General features: G+C 42.9%; 15 protein-coding genes. 1 reads left to right on the top strand and 14 read right to left on the bottom strand.

The window, feature by feature from the left end; all coding sequences use genetic code 11:
- Positions 1-2 precede the first annotated feature (2 nt).
- From HU823_RS08090 to HU823_RS08055, 8 genes are all read right to left on the bottom strand, one after another.
- Positions 3-863, bottom strand: a complete 861-nt coding sequence (locus HU823_RS08090) for a carbohydrate ABC transporter permease (protein ID WP_137790828.1) — start codon at positions 861-863, stop codon at positions 3-5.
- A complete protein-coding gene (locus tag HU823_RS08085; RefSeq protein WP_197221741.1) occupies positions 844-3,129 on the bottom strand; it encodes a DUF5696 domain-containing protein in 2,286 nt (761 codons plus the stop codon). Before HU823_RS08085 ends, HU823_RS08090 begins: the two co-directional genes overlap by 20 nt.
- Positions 3,122-5,137: a YIP1 family protein gene (locus HU823_RS08080; RefSeq protein ID WP_197221740.1), complete on the bottom strand. Its 2,016-nt coding sequence runs from the start codon at positions 5,135-5,137 to the stop codon at positions 3,122-3,124. Before HU823_RS08080 ends, HU823_RS08085 begins: the two co-directional genes overlap by 8 nt.
- A 20-nt stretch (positions 5,138-5,157) precedes the next feature.
- Complete coding sequence (locus tag HU823_RS08075; RefSeq protein ID WP_197221739.1) at positions 5,158-6,036, bottom strand: carbohydrate ABC transporter permease; 879 nt, start codon at positions 6,034-6,036, stop codon at positions 5,158-5,160.
- A 19-nt stretch (positions 6,037-6,055) separates the two neighbouring features.
- Entirely contained in the window at positions 6,056-6,952 is an 897-nt protein-coding gene (locus HU823_RS08070) for a carbohydrate ABC transporter permease (protein WP_191752600.1), read from the bottom strand.
- Positions 6,933-9,893, bottom strand: coding sequence for an extracellular solute-binding protein (locus tag HU823_RS08065; protein WP_197221737.1), 2,961 nt, complete (start codon positions 9,891-9,893; stop codon positions 6,933-6,935). The genes HU823_RS08070 and HU823_RS08065 overlap by 20 nt, the downstream gene beginning before the upstream one ends.
- A gap of 31 nt (positions 9,894-9,924) precedes the next feature.
- Positions 9,925-11,289 (bottom strand): ABC transporter substrate-binding protein, encoded by a 1,365-nt coding sequence (locus HU823_RS08060; protein WP_197221736.1) that lies wholly within the window; start codon positions 11,287-11,289, stop codon positions 9,925-9,927.
- A 237-nt stretch (positions 11,290-11,526) separates the two neighbouring features.
- Positions 11,527-13,917: a beta-galactosidase gene (locus HU823_RS08055; protein WP_197221735.1), complete on the bottom strand. Its 2,391-nt coding sequence runs from the start codon at positions 13,915-13,917 to the stop codon at positions 11,527-11,529.
- 881 nt (positions 13,918-14,798) lie between these two features.
- Here HU823_RS08055 and HU823_RS08050 point away from each other — a divergent pair.
- A complete protein-coding gene (locus HU823_RS08050) occupies positions 14,799-15,011 on the top strand; it encodes a hypothetical protein (protein WP_191752604.1) in 213 nt (70 codons plus the stop codon).
- Between the two features lie 29 nt (positions 15,012-15,040).
- Here the strand turns inward: HU823_RS08050 and HU823_RS08045 are convergent, their stop codons facing one another.
- From HU823_RS08045 to HU823_RS08020, 6 genes are all read right to left on the bottom strand, one after another.
- A complete protein-coding gene (locus HU823_RS08045; protein ID WP_197221734.1) occupies positions 15,041-15,928 on the bottom strand; it encodes an ROK family protein in 888 nt (295 codons plus the stop codon).
- A gap of 6 nt (positions 15,929-15,934) precedes the next feature.
- A complete protein-coding gene (locus HU823_RS08040; RefSeq protein WP_197221733.1) occupies positions 15,935-17,467 on the bottom strand; it encodes a DUF4127 family protein in 1,533 nt (510 codons plus the stop codon).
- An 18-nt stretch (positions 17,468-17,485) separates the two neighbouring features.
- Positions 17,486-18,445 carry an acetylxylan esterase gene (locus tag HU823_RS08035; protein WP_197221732.1) on the bottom strand — a complete coding sequence of 320 codons (960 nt, stop codon included), beginning with the start codon at positions 18,443-18,445 and terminating at the stop codon, positions 17,486-17,488.
- A gap of 431 nt (positions 18,446-18,876) precedes the next feature.
- Positions 18,877-20,562: an ROK family protein gene (locus tag HU823_RS08030; RefSeq protein WP_197221731.1), complete on the bottom strand. Its 1,686-nt coding sequence runs from the start codon at positions 20,560-20,562 to the stop codon at positions 18,877-18,879.
- 42 nt (positions 20,563-20,604) lie between these two features.
- Positions 20,605-23,154 (bottom strand): glycoside hydrolase family 38 C-terminal domain-containing protein, encoded by a 2,550-nt coding sequence (locus HU823_RS08025; RefSeq protein WP_197221730.1) that lies wholly within the window; start codon positions 23,152-23,154, stop codon positions 20,605-20,607.
- On the bottom strand, positions 23,155-24,510 hold the full coding sequence (locus tag HU823_RS08020) for an FAD-dependent oxidoreductase (protein ID WP_197221729.1): 1,356 nt from the start codon (positions 24,508-24,510) through the stop codon (positions 23,155-23,157). It abuts the gene before it with no gap.
- Positions 24,511-24,540: the final 30 nt, after the last annotated feature.

The following is a 24,540-nucleotide window of genomic DNA, read 5'->3' as shown; positions in this document are numbered from 1 at the left end:
TCTTAGGTGTATTTTTTCTTTCTTTTTACCGTCATCACACCAACCGCGATCGCAAGCGCTGCGGCAATGATCAAGAAGTAGATCCAAGATAGTGCCGAAGCATAGCCATAACCTGTGTCTACTTTAAACATGTTTTTCTGAATATGTTCGATGATCGGATTCAGCGAGAATACCGAATACGTTACGATCGTGTAGATCAAGTTAACGATGATCATCGGCTTTAGACTTGGCAGGGTGATCTTCCAAAAGAACTCCCAGTTGCTCGCACCGTCGATTTTCGCCGCTTCAAAGATCTGCTTGTCCATCTTTTGAAGAGCAGCTAAGAAAATTAAGATCTGTACGCCTGAATACCAAAGGATTACAATCAGGTTTTTTATTAAATACAGTAAGATCCCGTTAAAGAAACCATCCGGGTTATCATTTAACGCTTGATAGATCGCGTATTGTTCAATAGAAGGAATGGTTGTGATTCCTTGATCGATCAGCTCTTTGATAACCGGTCCGCTTGCAATGATTACGGGCAGAAAGAAAATCGTACGGAACAGTCCGCGGAACTTGATCTTCTGGTTTAACAATAGAGCGATGATCAATGAAAAGACGATGATGATCGGAACTGAGATGACCATCTCTTCTAGATAGGTTAGGACGCGGTCAACGAACGTTCCATCGACCGAAAACGCGTATTCATAGTTTCCAAAGCTGACAAAATTCGTTTTGATGCCATCTGTCGTAATTTTCACTTCCTGAAAGCTTAAAAAGAGTGAGTATAGAAGCGGAAACGCCGTAAAGACGAGAAAGCCGATGATCCATGGTGAAACAAACAGCAATCCTGTTAGATTTCTGTTATTGCCTAGTCGTTTCATCGCTTTCTCCTCCTTCTGTTACCACAAAATCCTTAGGTTTCACTTCAGTACCATTACTTTTATAAGTCGTGTTCGTATAGTTAACGATAATCACTTTTCCGTTCGAATACTCTACTTCTACGATGCCTGTTTGAGGCACATTACGGCTGACGATTTCTTCGCCTTCTACCTCACCAAGACTTTTCTTAATGTTTTCGTACTGATACAAAATCTTGTCTTTCCAGATGTAGTATTCTGATGTATATACGTCACTCGATGCTGTTTTAGCAAGAAGGTGTGACGCTTCCTTCGTTAAAAGATACGATGGATACGCTCCGTACTCGATCATGCGCAGCATCTGATCTTCCGAATCTGACTGAAAGTTCGAGAACGGTGCGTAATATGGCATATAGCCTTTTAGCACGATCTGCAAAAACGGCACCGTGTCTGTTTCAAACACATAGTTAGAAGCGTTCATCGGAATGTCGAGATAGCGATCCGTCTGACTCCATAGATACGTGTTCGGCTCATAAAGAGCAACGTTTCCTACTTCTTTATTTAATGTGCCAAAAAGCTTTTGATACGTTTTGATCGTCTGGTTTCGCTCGCTCGATTTTTTTCCGCTGAAGTCAGAGAACAGCGTGTAACCGCTCGTATCGATCGCTACGTTTGAAATGCCCTGTTCCTTAAATTCCTTTGCATCCTCTTTTGCGATTGCAAGAGATTTTTCTGGCGATAGATAATACAGTGTCTTCTTATCTTCACTGTGTGAGATCGTCTCTGCACTAATCTTTTTCGCTACATCTTTGCTACCAGAATATCCGGATGCGCCGTCATAGGCTTTTGTGTAATCGCTATAAAAATAGAGCGGAATGTTATCTTTTTTAAGACTGTCGATCGTGTTCTTCACGTCGTCACTGCTTCCTAGTTCACTTTCAAACGGAAACTTCTGAGGCAATGTACCGGTTAGACCGCCTTCCGACCAGCCTTTATAGACGACAAACAGATCATTGATGTCTTTTTTGAGTTCAGATGTCATGCTCGGAATGTCTGTCACCTTCGTCATCGGCAGAACAGAGTCCCACAACAGACCTTCCTTCACTTCGCCACCTAGAAATTCAAGTCTTACACCGGTATTGTCATCACTCTTTTTGAGCTGTTTTGTTTCAGAAAGATGGTTTTGATACGCTTTCGCCATACCTACATAATCAGCGTCATCTTCTTGTAAGAACATGTATCTCAGCTTAACGCCGAACGGATTCTTTGTTTTTTGATAAACGTTCAGACCTTTCATGTTCTTACTCGTCGGCTGATAATATTCTTTTCTAAAATGAAATTCAGAAGAAATCCAGTTAAAATCGGTCGAAACACCAGACGGATACGCTAAAATGTCTCCATGCGTATAGCCTTCTTCAATCACGGCAAGAAACGCATTCTGTTTCACACCATGAACCGTTCCGAATACTGGCATCTTGATCTCTTCCACCGGTGTTACTTTTTCTTCTTCTTCCTTCTTCACTTTCGTTTTCAAAAAGGCTTCATCATCACCGTAAATGGATCCTGTAAACGGCGCATCGGCTTTTGTTCCGTTCTTTTCATAACGAATCAATGCACCAGAGCCGTCTGGGATGAACATGTAACCGTTGATGTCACTCTTGTTCACTGCACCTAAAAACGGATAAACGCGCATAGAAATGAGCTTCGTGTATTTGTTTTCTTTGATCTCATTCTCAGGAATTGAAACAACAAGATCGTTTTCTTGAAGCTCCACGTTCAGTTCAAATTCTAACTTCGACTGGTTCATGTAAAGAGAGGCCGTGAACCCTTTATCGTTCATCTTCACACGAGGTCTAGAATCGTTCGTCGTGATGCTCTCGGTTTTCACCTTTCCGCGACGGTCCATATAATCAACGGTGATCGCTGATTGAGCCATCTGTTCCCACGTTTTGTTCAGTCGGTACTGATCGGGGTTATCAAGCCCAGAGTTCCAGACGTATTTTGTTTTCTTGTTCTGTATCTTGATCGCAAGCGTTTCTTCGTTCACATAAAGAGCGAGATTTTTGTTCTCGGCTGCTTTTTCAAAGCCTTGAAACGAGTTTTTCTGTTTGATCGGAGCCGCATCTTCTTTCTCAGGCTTCGTAAACGATGAAGATGTATACTTCATCACATTTTGACTCTTTTCTGTTGGTACGGGAAGCTGCTCCGTACTTTTCTTATCATCTTGCGCGGCGAATACAGAGATCGGTACGAGCAAGGTAAGAAGCGCGATACTTATCTTTTTATACACGAAGAACAGCCTCCTTTATGATGGAATAAACAAAATCGTATACTTGATCGATCAACACGAACACGATAAACACGACAAGAAGCATGATCACCATTCCGAACAGCGTGACGAAGATGTTTCGGATCGTGTCTGAGAACGTGTAGTTATGGATCTCTTTTAGCATGATGAAAAGGATGATCAGACACCATGCGTAGATGATGCGGATCGAGAACACATAAACAAATGATTCATTATAAGTCAGCACGTTCGACAAAAGAGTAAGGATCGGACTGAACACGAGGAACGGAGCGAGTGAATAGATCGTTCCGATATAGATGTCCTTGAACCTTCCTTCACCATCGTTGATCGTACTAACGAGATAGTTCACCACACTGAACAGTGCGAGCGGTACGAGCAGTAAGAGAAGCTCGCCGACTAAGTTAGCATCGCTGCTCACCGTTTTAAAGATAAATCCGGTATAGAAGCGGCTGTAAATATACTCGACGATTAAGATTACATATAGAATCGTCGCTGATAGGATCGATGCGTACTGTTTCTTTTTCAAATAATAAAAACTGTCGATCGGATGACGGAAGAACTTGAACAAAAAGAGCAGTTCTCCTATCAATCTCTGTTTCTTAATCGCACCGATTCTTTTGCGCGGCTGATTCAGAATGCCTTTCTTTTTGTCGATCACTTTTACGATATAGTACAAAATCCCGAAGAATATGAACGTGAACAGCACCGTTTCCAAGTTCTCTTGCATCCACGCGTGACGGACCTCCCAGAACGAGTCGGAATAACCAAACACGTCGTTTGCAAACTGATACTCTTCTAGCGCCTTATCATAGTCTTGTTGTTTGTAGTAAGCAGAGCCCATGGCAGAATGCGCGAGACCGAACGAAGAGTTCATCTCCAGCACTTCTTCCCAATATTTCTGACTCTCTACATAACGGCCTTCTTTAAAAAGCGCGATTCCTTCATGTACTTGTTTTGAAAAAGCAGTAGATTCAAAGACTTGGATCATGCCGCGTTCTTTGTCTGTAACGTACAGTCTGCCGTCAGGATCAATCGTGATGCCTGTCGGTTGTTTGAACAAGCCAAGACGGTTCGTTCCGTCGTCTTTACCGCCGAAGATGAATAGCAAATTTCCGAAGCTGTCATATTCATAGATCTCGCCGGTGCTTGATACGACGAACATGTTTCCGTCGTGATCGACCGCGATATCTTGCAGTGACTTCTCATCAGAGATATCACCAAACAGCATGTTCTTTCCGGCAACGTTCAGCTTTTTGATGACTTCGTTCGTCGTTCCTTCTGTTACGGAATAGACGAGGCCTTGATCATCAAGCGCGATGTTATCTGGCGCAGGAGGTGTCTTCATGAACATATTTGCTTTTTTGCTCTCTGAAGTGAGAAGCTTCTGCAAAAACGTTCCAAACGATCCTTCGGTGCTGTTTACGCCATAATAGCCGAGAAATCCGCCATCCTTACTAAGCTGAATGATTCCGTTCGTTGACCCTTCACTGATCACATAGATGCTGCCGCGACGGTCAACTGCTACTTTTTGTGGTTTAAAAGAAGAACTTTTACCGAAAAGCGGTGAATCCGGCTTTCCGTATTGCTCCTCGACCTTGCCGTCTTGTGAAAAGCGGAATACCTTTTCTTCTTCATAATCCGCTACAAAGATTTTTTCGTTTTCGTCCACATAGACGCCAGTTGGTGATTTAAGAACACCTTTTCCGATCTCGCGTAAAAATTTACCGTTCTTGTCGGCGACGAGAATCTTCTTAGCACCAGAATCCGCGATATAAAGGTTTCCTTTTGTATCAGAGAAAATATCTTCTGGGTTCATGATCTCAACGTCTGGTAACAATGTTCCGACCGGTGTGTAGGCAGTCTGTGTTTCGATCGTCTGACCGTCTGCTGATAACGTTTCTGTCTGATAAGGGACAGAAGCAGAAGCGATAGACGAGATCGGAACAAGCAGGAATACCAATAATGCTACAAATTGGGCAATGCGCTTCATTTCTCCCCCCTCCTACTTTCTTACTTGATTCCTGAGTGGGCCATCGTGTTCATCACCTGGCTCTGCAGAATTATAAAGATGATTAAGTTTGGTACGAACATGATCAAGGAAGCTGCTGCTGCAAGTCCTTGTCCTGCTACGTTGTTTCCTTCAACCGTTGAAGTTAACGTCGACATGTAGAACGAGAACGTCTTCAGTCCTTCGTCGTTCACATAAAGTGACGAACTCTCCACACTGTTCCAAACGAGCTGGAACGATAGGATCGCGATGGTTGCGATTGCAGGTTTGACGAGCGGTATGATGATCCGTACGAAGATCTGAAAATCAGAAGCTCCGTCTAGCCTCGCTGCTTCAAGCAGTTCATCGGGTATCTGATCGATAAACTGTTTGACGAGAAACAGACCGATCGGCATCGCGAGTAGCGGTAGGATATGAACCAAAAACGTATTGATCAAGCCGAGTTCATCGATCAACAGGTAACGCGGAATCATAACCGCTGCTGGTACGAACATGAGCGCTAACGTGTTGATCTCAAAGATCGCTTTTTTCATTCTAAAATTTTTCTTAGATAGCGCGTAGCCTGCCATCGTGCTGATGATAACGGTCAGAACAACAACGATCAGCGTAACGACAACAGAGTTGAACAGAAAGCGCGACATCGGAACACCGGTATCGTTCGTCTTGGTAAAAAGGTCTACAAAGTTCTGCAATGTTGGGTTTTCTACAAAAAAGCGCGGTGGATACGCGAACAGTTCGTCGATCGGTTTGAACGCATGAAAGAATATATAGACGATCGGCAAAGCCATAAAGATAGCCAGTGGAATTAAAAACGCAAGAAATTTCAGCTGACTCCTATGGAACTTTGACGGGTTCATTCTTGTTCCTTGAAAGGCTGACATGTTGATCACTCCTTTTTCGCTAGTCTTTCTCTCCAAACAGCCTCCAGGCTACTTTCGAGAACAGATATACAACGATAAGCAGCACGACCGAGATCGCTGCTGCGTAACCCATTTCATAACGGATAAATCCATAATCTTCTAAGTGGTTGACCATAAGCTGACCCGCATATTGCGGTGTCGGGTTAGCACCAGAAAGCGCCACACCGATCGCACCAGCTTGAAACGTTCCAACGACTGCCATGACCGCGCCGAACAACATCTGCGGCTTCATGGACGGGATTGTAATATAGATGATCTCTTGAAAACGATTGCTGATGCCGTCGATGTATCCCGCTTCATAGATCTCGGTGTTAATGTTTAGAACACCTGATAACATCGCGAGGAATCCAACACCCATAGAGCCCCAAAGCGTTACAAAGATCATAATCTTCATGAGGTACTCAGGCGACTGCAGCCATTGGATCGGCTCTAACAGCACACCCATCGTGAGAAGTAAGCTGTTTAGATAACCTGTTTCATCGCCAGAGAAGATGATGGTCCAAACAACGGCCATCGCAACACCCGCTGTCATAGATGGCGAGTAGATGATCAGTGCAAGCACCGTTCGCATACGCTTTGGTACTTGAGCAAGCGCCCAAGCGAGTATGAACGATAAGATATACCCGCCAGGGCCCACGATCAATGCGAACGTTAACGTGTTCGGCAGGATCTTCTGCATGAACACTTCATCTTGTGTGATCAGACCGACATAGTTGCTCAAACCAATGAACGTCGGTGTTTCGATCGCGTTAAAATACGTGAATGACAGTAGGATTGCCGCTGCAACAGGTATGATGATAAACGTTGTAAAAAAGATGATATACGGAGCAAGGAACATCCACGGTGAATAATCTCGTTTATTTGGTTTCTTTTTCATTCTCATCGCCTGCCCAACTTTTCACTTGTTCTATCGTAGGAATCGGATACGGCTTGACCATCTTGCCGTCTTTCACATATCCGAACTCTTCCATCTTTCGCTTGATCTCCCGGTCGATCGCAACAACTGAATCGTCAACTGCGGATCTCGGGTTCACACCGTCGAACACGATGCGGTTCCAGATGTTCGAAAGCTCACGCTCGATCATGTACGAACCTGGATTCTTCGGTACTTCGTATAGATACTCCCATTGCTTCAGAATCGTTTTCTTATGCTGCTCTGGCCAAGGAAGGTTCTTAAACGCTTCTAGGTTGGACGTGTTCCACATGTATTCTGGTCCGTACAGCATCTGAAGATTTGTCGCGAACTCGGTCTGCGTATCTTCTGACAGCCACCATTTTAAAAGCTCCCATGAATCTTCCTTGCTCTTCGTCCCTTTGAAGATCATCGCAGACTGACCAGAACCTGTTGCCCAACGCTCCACCGTTCCATCTTCTTTCTTCACACCAGGATGTGGTGCAATATCCCACCATCCTGCGATTTCTGGAGCGGCTGCTGTTAGCTGTGTGTATGTCGTAAAGTTTGCTGTTCCGATCGGAAGTGTTGAATATCGGAAATGGTTATAAAAGTTTGGCACTTGTAACGGCATGCTATAGATCGTGTTCAGCTCTGCCATAAATTGAATACCTTTTAGTGATTCTTCTGTTCCAATCGCCGTCTTCATTCCATCTTTTCCGTATAGATCTCCATCAAACTGATACACGAACGGAGCGGTTGCTTGGAACGGCTTAAAGCCTGTTGCACCAGCGATATGCGTATAATAGTTCATCCCAAAACGCTGAAGCTCTGGCAAGATGCTCTTTACGTCATCCCACGTATCTGGAACCGGAAGACCGAGTGCTTGCATAATATCTTTTCGGTAAAACTGCACAAAGAAATCTTGCGTCTCTGGCATCGCATAAACCGAATCACCGATCATGAGCGGTAGAAAAGCTCCTGGTGAGAACTGCTTGCTGAACTTTTCAAAGTCATCGAACTGATGCAGATCAACGGCCGCACCGCGGATGGATAACTCGTAAGGCAACCATGAAGAGATACCAAGCGCAATGTCTGGCTGTTTGTTCGACGCACTTGCGAGAATCAGCTTCTGCTCTTCTGGCATGATCGAGAATTTTACTTTGATTCCTGTTTCTGGCGTAAAGTTTTGATCAGATAGATTTTGTAGAAGTTCAACATATTGACGAGGTCGGTTCACCCAAACCTCTAACGTATCTTCTTCTGCTTCACTCGCTGAATAATTTTCAGAGAAGAACGATAAGAAGAAGCGTTGAATCGAGTCGATCAGCTTTTCCCAAAAACCTGCTTCTGCATCTGGCACTTCTTTTTCATCACCATGCACGTAGAACCGGTCGATCGTTAACGGCTGTTCTGGCAACGTTACGAGCATGTTTCCGAGCAGCTGTGCCGCTGATGACGATCCTTCTGACAGCTCTGTGAGTCGGCTTGGAATCTGGTCCGGCTTTTTGCTAAGTGCTCTTAGCTTTTGAACCGCCATCTCAAGCGAGACCATATCTTTTGAATCTTCTTTTGTTTCATCAAGTTTTCTAAGGTACTTCAGTTCTTGCTCAAGCTCGTCTGCCCAGCCCGCAAGTTTTTTATCAATGCCTGGAATGTACTCGCTGATCTTCCAGCCACGAGATGTATCTGTCTGATTCCCGGTAAGCTTTCGGATCTCAAGCGTCAGCTCCTCCATCTCGCGCATCACTTTGTTCGTCGTATGAAGAACAGGCTCAACAGGGGCAGCGTCAGCTTCTAGACCGATCTGATGACTCCCTTTTGATAGATAAAACAGATATGCTTTTCCATCTTCATCTTTCAACGTGACGTTATCCCAGTTTTTATTGAATGGGAACGTAACGGGCGAAGCTTCTTGAAACGGAACTTTTCCGTCGATCAATAGTTTTCGGAAAACCGGGCCACCTGTCTCTTTGTTCTGCAATACTTTAAATGTCAGCTTATAAAAGCCATCTTTCTTCACGTTGACGTTCCAGTTCACCGTCTGTCCGGAGTCTTTCCACGATTCAGAGCCTAGCGTGTTTAATAGAAGGTTCTTTGGAGAGCTCGGTACCGCCGATGAATCATCTGCTGCAAAAGGACGTATGTACGAGCTGTTCTTTTCGTAATCCTTCTCGGCTTCACGCGTAATCGTTGTTTCAGCTAATTTTGCGTTTTCATGTTTCTTTACGTAATCTTTATAGCTTGGTAGTTTGCTAGGTGATTTAACGTACGCTTTTCCTAGCAGCATCTCGCCTGATAGGTTCGTAAGCTGGATCGTATTACTTCCTTTTTTAAGTTCGTAACGAAGCGGCTCAGATTGAAGCTGACTCGCATCTTCTGCTGTTAACGTGTTCCAACGCTCGATCCGCTTCTGCTTCGGAATCATGTCGTTATCGAACCGATCTTTCTCAAAGGTGTTTTTCTCGTTTTTCCAGTCGGCCGGAAACACGATTCTGCGGCTTTCATAAAAAGGATAGTTACCGTTTACCTGAATGGCGCCCTCTATTGGAACAACCTCGTTGCTCAGTGGATAATAATCAAACGCTAGCTCATAAAGTCCCGCTTCCTCCACATTGACTTCATAAGACACGGACTCTCGGTTATGCCAATAGAAAACACGATCGTTATAGCCCTTACTCTCTGAATCTGACAAAAGGTTCTTTTTGTCTTTGATCTTAAAATCAGAAGGAGAGACAGACGCTTCAAAATCTGAAGCGTCCCCTGTCCCTTTCTTCTCCCAACTGTTAAGGACGGTATGATAGTTTTCCTCCACGACTTGTTCGGCAGGCTTATTATCCTGACTGTTGCCTTCAGCAGATGCATAGGGTTGTGGAATAATGAGACACAGCGCTAAACCTAACCAAAGAAATCTTTTAAACTTCATACTATCAACCTCCCCTTAAACTTCAGGCTTTCTATTTATCTTTTAAAGCCTCACTAGCTTCTTTGCTCTTTTGGTCTGCTAATTGATCAAGCTGCTTTGCGTAGTCTTCGATCTTTAGATTTCCTTTGATCACGTTATCTAAAATCACGGCCACTTTCGCGTTTGCTTCTTCTCCAACCTTCACGCCTGTTGGAGCTTCCCAACGTGCATCAACATAGCCAGGTACGGTTTTAACCGGCTCAACGACTGCGTTGTCTAAGTTGTCATAAGCTGTCTTGATTCCAGGCACTTCATTGATCGCGAAGTACTCATCTAAAATTTCAGGATCTGCGTTAACAGGTAGTGTGTTCAGTGCTTTTCCTTCTTTTTCAGCGATTTCCATACGCTTCATGAAACCTTCTTTACCGAATGACATCCACTTAGAGAAAAGGAATGCTTCTTCAGCGTGCTTACTCGTTTTAGAAATTCCAACAAAGTCGTTCGTTACACCCGTTCTTCCACCAGGAAGACCGATGAAGTCAAAGTCAAACGTTCCATTTTCAACAAGAGCAGGAACTCCCCAAGTACCGTCCCATTTCACAGCAACTTGTCCGTTCATCCATACTTCTTCTGGGTTCTCGCCTTTAAAATTAGCCTTCAAGTCATCTGGAAGTGACTCGTACGCGTAGTTGTTCGTTGTGATTTCTTTTGCAAGATTAGCTCCTGCGATGAATTCTTTTGAGTCAAGAGAGTATTGACCGTCTTGAACCGTATACCAGCCCATGTCTGGGTTAGCTGCTGCTGGATACCAGTCTGTTACGGAGAACGCGTGGTTCGTTCCAGCTACACCTTTGTTAATGTTCGTTACTTCTTTAATGGATTTCGTGTACTCTTCTAGTGAAAAACCAAACTCAGGGTAATCCAGGTTCGCTTCGTTAAACAGATCTTTGTTTACTAAGTAGCCTAAGAAATGCTGTGCGAATGGAACCGCATACACTTTATCGTTGTAAGTCGCTGATTCACGAACTGCTTCTGGAATGTTTGCAAAATCTTTATCTTTTTCCGTCATTTTGGTGATGTCCATCAACCAATCGTTTGATAGTGACGATGGAATCTGTGGAAGAGCGAAAACATCTGGCATCTTGCCCGCACTTGCTGCAGCAGCGAGTGTTCCGTTCCAGTCTGTTGGGTTAATCGACTCGTCGATCTTAACTTTGATGTTCGGATACTTTTTCTCAAACGCTTTGATCATCAGGCGCTCGAGGTTTTGTTCTTTTTCAGTACCAAGTGACCAGCTTGCATACGAGATGGTTACGTTTTCTTTCTTGTTGTCAGAGCTTGCTTTGTCATCTGAGCTACAAGCTGCTACTGAAAATAGCAGTGCGATGATCATGAATAGTGATAAAATCTTTTTCATTACCTATCAACTCCCGATTTAATTTTTTGGGCTATTTTGCTCTGTTGCTTTTGAAAGTGTTGATTTCCGTTTCGGGTGCTTCGCTTTCCGCGGGGCAGGCGGTGAGCCCCTTGCCGCTTTGCGCCTTTAAGGGTCTCACCTGACCGCTTGTCCCGCAGGAGTCTCTCACCCTACACTTCAATCAACTTATTCAGGGATGAGAATTAAGAAAGCAGTGCAACAAGAAGATAGCCTTACTTATGGTTGAATAGCGTTTGCGAACGCTGGTTGGAACCGAATGGATGCTGTGTCTTCTGTTGTTGAAATCAGCACTTTGTATGTGTGATCTTGGACTTCCTCGATTGAAACCTCTTTAGTGTCTACAGGTTTCCAGGAGGAGGAACGGAAGACGAACTCTTCTTCTTTTTGAATCATTTTTATAGTGAGTGAAATCTCGTCTTGTTGCTGCAGAGTTTCATAGATTTCGCCAGTTCCGTATTCGATGAACAGGTCTTCATGTAACGGTACGTTAACTGGTAGCATGAGGCCGCTTCGCATCGGAATCGAGATTTCTTTTCCACCGAAAAGAGTTGTTCCGTCGTACGTTATCGTCGTCGTCTTCTTAAATTCATCAAAGTTTTGAAGGAAGAAGAAGTCTCCTTTTTCTGGCGAAGATCGAACGGTAATATCAAGCTCTTCTTCTAGTTTGAAACGACTCTCGATTCCAGCTCGTTTGGCAAGCTCGACGATGATGTCGTTTTGATAATGAAAGCCGTGATCCATACCGATTCCAAACATATAGAGCTGACCTTTTCCAAGCTGTTTTTCAAACGCGATCACTTCGTCCGGCTTGTCCTCTATATGAGCGAACGCTCCATCTGTTGCTTCATAGATCTCAGCTCGGTCGATCAACACGTTGTCCGCCTGATTAATCTGACCAAACGCGCGGTGCTTTGTTTCTTTTACCGATACGTTGATGTAGTCTTTCAAAATCGTGCACGGTATGTTTTTCAGTGTTTTGGTCGGAATCGTAGGGAACAGGATAAGCTTTCCACCGTTCTCTAGATACGTAACGATCTTTTGCTGAATGTTTTCATCCATCCACTCTGTGGTAAACATCCATAGAGAAGGGATTTCATTCGGATCGATTTCGGCATCATCCTGCACGTTGATCGCATCATAGATGATGTTGTTCACGCGAAGCGCCTTCGCGATGCCGTTCGCCATAAACGTTTCACGGTCACGCTGAATCTGATTCACCATGTGTTTCGTGTGTTCATCGTGAAACTCAGTCATGTAATAATCCGGATAAAAACCGAGATGTGTATCAACGACTGGCTTCGTTTGCAGAAGTGAGCTCTCAAATGTTTGAAGCATCTTTCCGATATGCTGAATTACAGGATAGTGCGGATTCTTCTTGCCCGACTTAGTGAGTGGTGCCTGCCAATCGTGACGTCTGCCGAACAAGCCGATGTTTTCATAGTTCTCGCCCGCACCAAACATGTAATAGTTCACACCGTTCATCCCGTCCGCGATACACAAGCGCGTCGTCAGATCAAACGTTGTTGGTTGAAGCTTCGGCTTATCGTGGATGCTTCCACCTTGGAACTCAGCTGAGAAAAGCGGCTGCTCTTTCCATTGGATCGCTTTTGTAAAGGCGTTTGCTAAAACGATATCCACATAGCTGTCATACTCGATGTTGCCGATATAATAATCACCAGCCATGAGTGTGTTCTCGATTTTGGCTGTTTCGAGCAGCTGCGAAATGCCGATCGGGTACATCGTGCCACGCTTTAAGATATCGATTCCATGAAAGCCATGAATGTTTACGACGAACGGAACGTTGATGCCTTTTTCTTCTGCTGACTGTTTCAGATGCTCGATGAAACGCTTGTAGTGCTGTCGTAAAAATAAGCCGAATTCATTTCGTAATGCATGAGCGTAGATCGCTTCAGGCTTTTTCGTCATGTTTTCCGCGAACTGTTGGATGTCGCTAAACGGAATGCGGAATGTTTCTTGAAACGATTGTTCTGTATAGTGGGTTCTCAGATGTTGTTGAAACTCTTGTAATGTTGATGCATTGAAATCAGGCTGGTTCGTCACCCAGTGGAACATCCCTACTTCGTTATCGAGCTGAAAAAGGATAACCGGACCGCCGTTTGAGACTAAAAACGGCTTAATAACGGCACAAACTTTTTCATACCAAAGCTCTGTTTTTTTTAAGAATGTTGGATGGCTGTAACTTACGACTCGGGTTGGATGAATATCGCCAACATTCGTTCTAGCTACTGCCTCCGGGTAGTTATCGATGAACCATGTTGGAACCCCATGATCCACGATCTCTGCCATCACATATGGACCCGGACGGACTAGACAGTACATCCCCTCTTCTTTTACGAGCTGCAGAAACGTATGTAGATCACGTTCTGGACGAGAGGTTCCGGTAAGATCCGTAACACCTTCCTCATACTCGTGAAAAATCCATGGCACGTACGTGCTGATCATGTTCGCTCCCGCTTCTTTTACTTGCTGGATGCGCTCGCGCCAGTCTTGCTTAGGAATTCGAAAGTAGTGAAGTTCTCCACCGAACAAGAAGACCTCCTGACCGTCCACGATTACCTTTTCATCTTTTATAGCTATGCTTTTCATAAATCACCTCTTCATCCGGAGTAACCGGGGTACTGGAGTAAAAATGGATTAAATCATATGGTCAATGCATGTGGGTATAGCTGCTCGAAACGTTTCGATATAGTATAAAAAAATAGGATTTTCGGTAAATATAAACGTTTGAATTGTCGTTCGATACTCAAAATCCTCAATTCACCAATAGAAACGTTTCACTTTTCAATATTATAATCCAACTTGTAAACGGTTACAATATAATTTTCTAAAAATTGTGACGTGCTATAAGTGAAGTTCGTTGATCTATTAGTAATTCCGGAGTTTTGTGATGGCATATTCATATAACCAGATTTAAACTGTAGGTGCATTTCGTAATCGTCATTTTGTCTGAATCTCTTGTGCTATTCTAGTAATATCTTATTAATTCCATACTTAACGAAAGGACTTCTAATGGCTACCAAATCAATCAGTATTTTTCTAACTATTCTATTCGTTTCGCTTTTTTCTCTTATTTTTGTAGGAATTGACATCCCTTTTCCAACTACAATGATCATGCTTCTCTTATTAACCAACGCCATCTTTGCCTTCTTTTCTATTTTTTTTCAACGTGTCATCATTAAACTTTATCAACATAATTATGTGACAAACAAAAAAGGAGTTCTTTCATTAATAAACAAATACACTACATTTGCGTTTTTCAGTCTGAACCATAGTGTTCAATCTGTAATAAGTCAATTACCTTTGATCTTAAACAAATTGTTGGCTCTCATTTTCTTTTTTCTTCTGCTTATTAACTGGTGGATCCTATTTATTATGTTTAATGGATAATTTAAGAGATTAATCGTTTTTTATACCCTTTAGTAATGATGATTGTTTTATATACTAGATAGTTTCAAGGAGAATTGCCCATGAACAAAACCTTTTCATTAAAACGAGGATTTTCATTTTTAGGGAAAGCCAACATAGTCTTGCTAGCGATGATTGGTTTACTACTACTAAACAAAGGGAGCTGGATTGACGATGGTCAAAAATACCTCATTCTGTTCATTACGATATCGGAAGCGATGATTCTCTTATTAACGTTAGCCAGCTGCTTACCTCAAAAGAGTAAACAACGATAGAAAAAGACAAGCTGACTCTTTCTCCAGAGTCAGCTTGTCTTTTTAATAGCATACGCCTGTCTTGCCAGCGCTAATGCCCCACACAAACCTGCATTGTCACCCAAATCAGGCGGTACAATATACTTTTCGATTTGATTCAGTACATTTTCATGTTGAATGTAGCCGTTTAACAGCTGAACCACCACGTTTCGAACGAGCGGAAATAGATGTTCTTGTTTCATAACACCACCGCCGATCACAATTCGTTTTGGAGAGAGCACCAAAATATAGTTTACAAGAGCTTGTGCGAGATAATAAGCTTCTAGCTCCCACACCTCTAGATTTGACGCTAGCTCCACGCCCTTCTTCCCCCAGCGTGCTTCGATCGCGGGACCTGACGCCATACCTTCTAGACAATCACCATGAAACGGACAGCTTCCTGCAAAATGGTCTTCAACATGTCGCCTAACGAGAATGTGGCCCATCTCTGGATGAAGCATCCCGTGTATCAGTTTCCCTTCGGAAACGGCTCCTACACCAATTCCTGTTCCGACTGTCATATACAGACAGCTGTCTAGTCCTTTGGCGGCACCCCAGAGAGATTCACCTAGAGCGGCTGCATTCACATCCGTATCAAATCCGATTGGAACATGAAAATGGTTTTTCAGTTCTCCCACTAAATCATACTGATTCCAATGTTCTTTTGGCGTACTTGTTATGTATCCATAAGTTGCACTTGAAACATCAAGATCAACCGGTCCGAATGAACCAACTCCTAGAGCATCCACCTTTTTTTCCTTAAAATAATCAACAACGTGTCTCATCGTTTCTTCAGGGGTTGTTGTTGGGATAGAGATTCTCTCAATAACTTCCCCGTCCTCATTTCCAATTCCACACACAAACTTAGTGCCGCCTGCTTCAATTGCGCCTAATTTCACAACAAATCACTCCTTACCTGTAGCATCCTTAATATTAAATGAGAGACCGCATTCAAACATTCGGTTCCATGGAGCAAATGTTTTCAGATTATTGATTTTAAACTTTTTAAAACTATGAAGAATCTGTTCATTAAATCTGGTTAACATACGATCATTACGTTCTTCATTAACACGAACCGCTTCATCTTTCAGATCAAAATAATTCAAATCATACTTCGGCAGAAAATCTGTGTTCATTTCCATACGAATCTCCGCTTGATAAAAATAATCATCAAATAGGTGGTAAATCAGATTTTGCTGGATCTCTGTCTGTTTACCATCAGCACCCAACACACCTTGGCAGATGGTTGTGCCTAACGTATTACAGTTCGTGTTCCATCCTTTGTATGACACGAGCTGATCAAGAATACCCTCTTCATCTAAAATGGTGATCAACTCGCGGTCTCCGCCATTGGCATATGCGGAATCCGCCACAATGACGTTTTCCCCTGAGTTGATAAATTGTTTAATCTCATCCACAAACGTGAGCATATTTCGGAAACTTGTGTACGTGATGTCCTTTACATTCTGTTCCCATGACTCTTGCATCACACGGCCAGGGGTATTATAAGCGAGCACTAGATCGGCATCATCAGCACGATCCACCAACTGACACCCCGCAGCTAAGACATGCGCTTTTAAACTTTCTGCAAAAGGACGATCTTCATACATCGGCACAAGTTGCGGGCCGAGCGTACTGCTCCAAATTGGAAAAATTTTAGGTATCTGACTTCGTATATCATTGTAAACTCGAGACAGTAATGTAGCCCCTACTTCATCTGCACCAGGGTACATGTGAACGTTTTTATATAAACGCAGCTGTTCTCTTTTTGTCACCACAGCGCTTTGATCAATGGCTGTATATCCGTATTCAGAACTGTCATCCTGAGGAATGGATAAAAACGTTAACACGCCTTCCTTAACCAAATCTAGCATTTGTACATTCATGTTTGAATTGAAAGCACGTCTCGTCTCGTAGTCTTCAATATGCTCTTTTGGCAACGTAGCCTTGATCTCACTAAGCTGTTTCATCTCATCCTCTGTTAACTTCTCGCGCTTCTTTTTATCCAACAAATAAGAGCGTAAAAACAATTCCCGGCCCCAGTGTTCATAATAATCGGGTTCCTCGTCGCTGGAACTGTATTTTGGCGTGCGCATGATCAAGTTCGATGCATAGATTCCTAGATTCGGATAATCTTGGCGCAACGAGCGCAAGCGTTCTACCCATATCGCACTTTCTTTTTCAGTAAAATAATGAAGTCTGGATGGAAGCAGCCCGCCGTATACCAGCATATCAATGCTTAAAATAAGAGCGTCCACTTCCCCGGCTAGATTTCTTAGCCAGTTCCACAATTCTTCTGTATTCGCCGCCTTCTTTTTATAACCTAGAAGTTCAGGTCCAGGAACAAACAACTCTACATCGTGTGAAGACTTCGCAATCATCTGGACGTATGTGATGTTGCAAGGACGTTCATCTATTGGTAAATAAGCAATCTTCATGCGTTCAGCCTTCTTTCGCTACATACTTTTTATATAAGAATGAATAAATTTCAGCTTTTCTTCTTCATGAATCATAGGAACTTCGTGCCCGTATTCACGGTACGTTCTGATTTCCTTTGGCCCGCCTAAATGATGATACAAAACAAAAGCGCTTAACGGCGGACATACGGGATCGATCATTCCAACTGATAAAAGAACCGGACACGTTACAGAGCTTGCGAGATTCATCGCGTCCACATAACTTAGTGTTTCAAAGATTTTAGCTGATGTTTTATGCTGCGGATCGTGAACTTTAAAATAATGCGAAATCTCTGTATAAGGTCCTTCTGCAGCAAGACTAACGGAACGTTCAAAGTCCGTCATAAACGGAATGTCGCATAACGTTAAGGTGATGTCCTTTTGTAAAGCAGCAGTGGCAATGGCCAATCCTCCACCCTGACTGCCGCCTTCAAGATAAACGTCCCTTTTTCCAGAAAGCTTTCGAACAACGTCAACACTTCGGTAACAATCCATGTAAACATGTGTGTAATAATATTGGTTACGGTCGAAAATCCCCTGTGTTAGCCAACCAGCCGCTCCGCCATTTTGGTAGGAATTCTTATCCGCCGATTTCACACTCTGTCCTCTTACGTCTACTAATAAAACGGGTATTCCCTGAATCACATGCTTAAACGTATAATGCGGCTGCAGCGTGTTCCAGTTGTAGCCATGAAAGATGACAGCAGCTGGAGCATCTTTTTTTACAACTTTTGGTGTAACGTAAACCCCGTGGATGCGCGAATTGCGAAATCCGTCAAAAGCCACGTCATAGACTTCTACGCCAGGAACGCTGTATGTTCGCTCCTTCACTTCTACATTCAGAGGATACTCCTGATCTTCAACTTTTAATCCATCCCAAAATTCCTCGAAATCGGCTTTTTTTGTCTGTTCAGGTTTGTAATTTAGAAGTTGTTCCATTGCTTCATCATATGCGTTCATGACCGTTCACCCTTCATACGTAAAAAGGAGAAAATATTTTGTAGTGTCATATTTTCTCCCTTTCTTTTCAATTTGTATATATAGGAAGTTGTTATGCGAAAAGGTGCGGTTGCAAGCGTGCCAGTCGGCAGTTGGGCTTCGTTCTGCACCATAGTTCTGTATTATGTCTGTTTTAACGGTACGTGTTCTTATATTTATTACACGTTCGCTCAAACATGGCCGCTTTTCGCTCCAAACATCTTCCGTTTAGCCCCGTGGAACCACAGTTTCGCTCCAACTGACCACCGTTTCGCTCAGTGGAGCCCGCTTTTCGCTCCAACACCCCAAAATACAAACTTCATCCCTCTTTTACAACTTTAAAACTATGTCCAACCTGCTCATTTGCGTCATAATAATTCAATTTAAGCGTAAATTGAAACCGAATCACACGTTTAAATAATCTCTTTTTGTTTTTCCGTCTTATAGTCGTCGTTTTGCAGTTCTTTTAAAATTACATCCATCAGGTAGAATGCGGAAACTTCACAAATAGAGTTATCGTCACCCGCAATATCATCTGTCGCTGGAATAAGTAATCGCGTATTCGAAACATCTGCTATCGGAGAATCCTGTTGGCTGGTCACCCCAATCGTTTCGCACCCTAATTTCTTAGCTTGCCTCAACATACCAACCACTTCTGAATCATAACCAGAAGCACTAAGTCCGATAACCAGTGTATTTGAATCTAGTGTGTATGCCGACAGTTCCATCTCATACGCAGACAAAAAGGTGTCTGCTTTCTTACCAAGTCTCATCAATTTATACTTCATTTGATCGGCTATAAAAGACAGCTTGTTTCCGCCATACAAGTATATTTGTTCTGCGTTAGTTACTTGTTGTTTTACTTTTTCAACATCTTTTAACTCGTAGAGCGTATCGAACTTCTTCAGCATTTTTACATACGTCTCTTTAACACCTGTTAAATGACTGCTTTCAGATGGTTCGAAAAGCCTTGTGCTAACAGATGCTTCTTTTGCCATCAATCGAAGCTTATTGTAGGAACCAAACTCAAGCTTTTGGCAAAAACGAGTAATCGTTGCTTCTGATACGTCGATCTGTCGCGACAGTTCTGAAATGGTTCTGTTCGGGAATGACTCTAAATTCGTGATAATATATTTTGCGATCATCTGCTCGCGTTTCGTCAGCTTGTGTCTGTTCGACTCGATCATTGTTGTGATGCTCTTAAGCGGCTGCAGAGATTCTTGAAGCAAGAAATGACGTAGAGCTCCGACCATTCCAGCATTATTTAAGTTACGGGCGATCTCGATCTTCGTTTTCGCTAAGATAGCTGGAATCACATCGATCTCGAGCTGCTTCATGATTAAAGGCAGAAGGTAATCTTTTTGAGCTGTAATGCCTCCGCCGATGATAATCGTTTCCGGATTCATCATGTATGCAATCGTTGCGATTCCTTTTGATAGGTAATACACAAGGCGTTCGATTTCCTCGATGCATATTTCATCACCGTTTTGAGCCATCTCAAAAATCTGTTTGCCATCAAGCTCAATTTCAGCTACTTCTTTTCGTTTCGCCACATTTTTAATTAAAACGCGTGTGGAAGCTAGTTCTTCAAACTGACCACCTTCGATCGGGATATAACCAATCTCACCACCGCTAAAGCTGTGGCCGGTGTGAAGTTTATTATCTAAAATGTAGCTTCCGCCGATCCCTGTACCAATCGTCAGACAGAACAAGCTCTTCGAATCTTTCCCAGTTCCTATCCAAGACTCCGCAAGTCCGGCACAATTCACATCGTTTTCTACTTCTACAGGCAAGTTAAAGTGTCCCTCTAGTTCCTGCTTCAACTTGGTTCCTGTGTAGTTGGGAATTAAAGATGAAGCAAACAGTATTACACCTTCTTTAGAATCTACTTGGCCAGCCGTGCTGACACAGATTCCACTAATCTCATGCTGCTTCATCAGCTGCTCTCCACATTGCTTCACTTTTTGAACGATTACGGGTCCGCCAAGCTGCGCCTCTGTTGGCACTTCGAATTTTTCAATAAACGTACCATCTTCTGAAATAACACCGTATTTAATTAATGTCCCGCCTATGTCAAATGCTACAAACTTTCTCATCATGATCACCTTCATTTTCTAAGGACGGAGTATTTGATCCCTTCATTACCGGCCTTTCCTTTTTACACGAATGGTTTTGATTTGTTTAGGGCCAAACGTAATGGCTGTTTGTTTTGCTGCAGAAAAGTTGGAAATGATTTCCCCAGTAAAATCAACTTCATACAGCTCTTCAGGATCAAAACCAAGAATTAAATCTGTATTCACATCCTCAAGCGAAGGATTGAACAGACGAATATCAAACGTATTTTCTTCCTTCAACATGAATGAGGAAAAAGCAACCTCAGCTGTTGAAAGTTTAAATAGCTTTTGATCCTCTTTTTTCACATGTGATTGGTGAGTCAACACTTTCTGACGCAAGAACTTCCCGTTGTTTAAACTCATGTTGTTCTTTCCAAGAACCAATCCATATTCAAATTCATACTCACCAAGACATTGTGCACCAGATGTTTCAAAACCTGGTCCAGCCCCATTTCCACGCGTACGCAGGTCGCGTCTCGACAACCAGCCAACACTACGAATCATCGTTAAAAAAATATGGTCGCTTCCTTCCAAGGAATCTACTTCATATTCTTGTAAACCGCGGTGAAGAAGCTGATGTTCATTTGCGATCACTGTGGATTGAGTCGGATATTGATTCATAACGGCTTCTTTGTTTTTCGGCATATCGTATTTCTTATCTCGAAGCGTTTCCCTTTTTAGCAGGTCAAACGCTGTATCTGCATAGCTAATATCGGCTGTTGACGTTGAAAATCCAACCTTCAGCTTTTGGTCTTTCGCTGTATTGTTTACCTTCGTTTTAAAATAGATGAATCTTTTCCCTTTATGAAGGGTAATCGTTGTTTTCATCGTATTTGTGGTTTCAGCCTCACTCGGACCTGATCGGTCTTCGTTCAGTGAAGCAGGCAATTTCAGTTCATAATGTACAGTAGCTGACTGGAACGTCTCTCCCTTAAGGATGTCCGATACCCCTGTAATAACAGCTTTACTCATTCTATCATTCAGAGGTGGTGAATAATTGTACGTGTCTCCACCATCTAGGGACGAAGTGAAATGATGCTGATTCTTATGTTTCTCGCCTGTTTCTAAGTCCGTGATCGTTAAACTGTCCTCGTTCCATTCTATTTTATAAAAGTCGTTTTGAATGAATGGCAACGCACTACTTTCAACAACTTCGAATTCATCTTCCACAGTGTCAATTCGAAGCACTTTCATTTCAGCACCGTCAAATGGAATTGAGAAGCTTACATCATAGATCACATAATCCCCATAATGAGGCTCAGCTAAAATATGATGAATAAATTCTTCCCGACGTTCTCTTTTCAACACGTCAAACGAAATCTCCTCTTCGTTATGAAACAGTTTGATTGAACCTTTGTCTAATGGAGCTGGGATGCGTATCGTTGCTGTTACAGGATAACTTGAAGCAATCGGTGTGTTATTGACCACATATAAGTAGCCGTTATCTACTGAATCATCAAGATACTCAAACGGAAATTCATCGTGAAGAATATCTTTTGAAAATCGACTGATCGCGCTTAACACTTTTTGCGTTCGAGTCTCCATCTCATCATGAACCGCGTCCACACTGCATCCGCAGATGCTGTCATGAGGCTGGTTTTGTAAAATCAGCTTCCACACATACTCCATGAACTTTGCAGAATCTGAACGACCATTTGTCCAAACGTTTAATGCTTCCATGATTCCAACTGCATGGTCTTCACACATTTGGTTCTGATTTTTTAAATAAGATCTCGTGGAATACACACCAGGTAGAATGAAGATCTTGGATGGGTCGCGTTGTTCCCCAGAGATTGTTGCCTCCTGTTTCATTCCAGAAATCGAGTTCACATAATCTGACATCAATGTTTGCTTAAACGCGATATCAGGCATTTCTTCACTCAGCTTCTTCACTCTTTCATTCACATCTGAGCTCGTAAACGTATGGTCGGCTCCGTTCATAATTAAAGCATGGCCAGAAGTTAAATAAGGAGCATTTCCTTCTAAATAGGTTTTCGTCTTCTCCACAAAATCCTTAGATTTAAGGAAAGTTTGATAATACCCTTCAAATAGTGGCAAGACCATCGTAAATACCTTCGTTCCGTCTGCACCTGCCCATGTGTTTTCAAAACGGTCCGATATAGCACCACGGAAAATAAGTGCAGAATCAATTCCGTAATTTCGTAAAATTTGCGGCATCTGACTAATGTGTCCGAACGTATCTGGCAAATATCCGATATTGTGCGGTGAACCTAGTTTCTTTGCTGTGCTTGTTCCAATCTCTAAGTTCTTGATCATGGACTCACCTGAAACGAGAAACTCATCCGCTAGCAGATACCAAGGGCCAACCTCTATTTTTCCTTCTCTTATAAAAGCAAGAAGACGCGCATACTCTTCATCACTTACGATCTCTTGATAATCATCAAGAACGATCGTCTGCCCGTCTAAAAAGAAGTTATCGATCTTCCCATCATTCAACAGGTCCTGTGTATAGCGGAGTCCGTTGCGAAGTCTGAATCGAAACTCTTCAAACGTTTCATACCATTCACGGTCCCAATGCGTATGGTTCAATATGTTTACTGTATTTATGTTCTTCATTTAAAACTCCTCCACCATTTGAAGCTGCTGTTTCAGATGTGCACCGTTCAATGTATTTAATGCCATGTTGTTTTTAATCGAATACGCGCAGGCCATTCCTGCCGCTTGCCCCATATCACGAACAGTCGGCTGAATGCGAAGAGAGGCTTGCATCAAAAATGTGCTAGAGATGTGTCTGCCTACAACAACTAAATTTTCCACTTCAAATGTGATAAGGGAACGATAAGGAATCTCGTAATATTCTCCGCGAGAAAATTTCGCTTCATTTACCGATTCCTTTGTAACGCTGTGAACATCAATGTACCAGTCGCCTCGAGCAATTCCGTCTTCAAATCGAGCACGGTCTACATAGTCCTGTTCAGTGAGCACATATTGACCTACAATGCGGTATGATTCACGAATACCAAGCTGATTCGCTTCTTTCAATAGAAACGCGTTCTGGAATCCCGGAATGTATTTTGGTAAAAAGGTTGCGAGCCTGCGAATCATTTGTCTTCCTTTTACAACAGCCTCTGAACGAAGCTTCGGATCTGTTGTTTTCGTGATGCCTGGAATGTGCGGGCAATTGAATGACATGACTGTGGGTTTTCCTGGTTGTGTAAACGCTTGGAAGTACCGCAGATCCTCTTCTTGTAAATCATCGTTTGCCAGTGCTTCCCTAAAATAAGGCTCTAGCACATGCCCTTTACCAGGAACCATCGCGATCTCAAAAAAGTCAGGATTTTCGATCTTACAAAACGTCTCATTCTGAGAGAGGATAAACGTTCGCAACTCTGGAATATCAATCCCGCCCATTTCAAATCGAAAAGAGATCTGCTGGTTTTCACCATCTTTATTTCCGCTCACAACTTCAACACCTGCTGAACGAGAAAGAACGGCATCTGCTGTAGCATCAACGAACGTTTTCCCTGAAATCGCTATAAGCCCATCACATGTGTTGACGATAATATGCGTAATTTTTCCATTTTCCTTTATGCAGTCTATAAAATTCGCATCATACAGAATGCTGCCTCCGCGTTCTGTGATGAGCTGTTCGAGCACATAACTTAAAGACTCAACGTTAAACCAGCTGCATGCTGTCGTTCCGTCGTTCGTTTCTACATTTTCTTTGTTTAAACGCTCAGTGATTAAACCGTTAATGCGCTGTGTTTTCACATGAGTCGGCATCATAGGAGAAACAAGGGAATTCGTTTGAGTTCCTCCGAGGGAAATGGTTTTTTCTACGACTAAAGTGGAGAGATTTTCTTCTAATGCAGAGATCGCTGTAGCAGCTCCTCCCGTACCTCCACCGACCACAACACAATCTACATCATAGATGACAGGAACTTCTTTGCCGAAAAAAGATAGGGTACTCAAATGAATTCACCTCTTAAAAAGATATCGTAA

It is taken from the genome of Fictibacillus sp. 18YEL24 (genome assembly GCF_015903855.1).
Lineage (GTDB): Bacteria > Bacillota > Bacilli > Bacillales > Fictibacillaceae > Fictibacillus > Fictibacillus phosphorivorans_C.
Note: the sequence above shows the minus strand (reverse complement) of the source record. Positions and strands in the feature narration are given on the sequence as shown.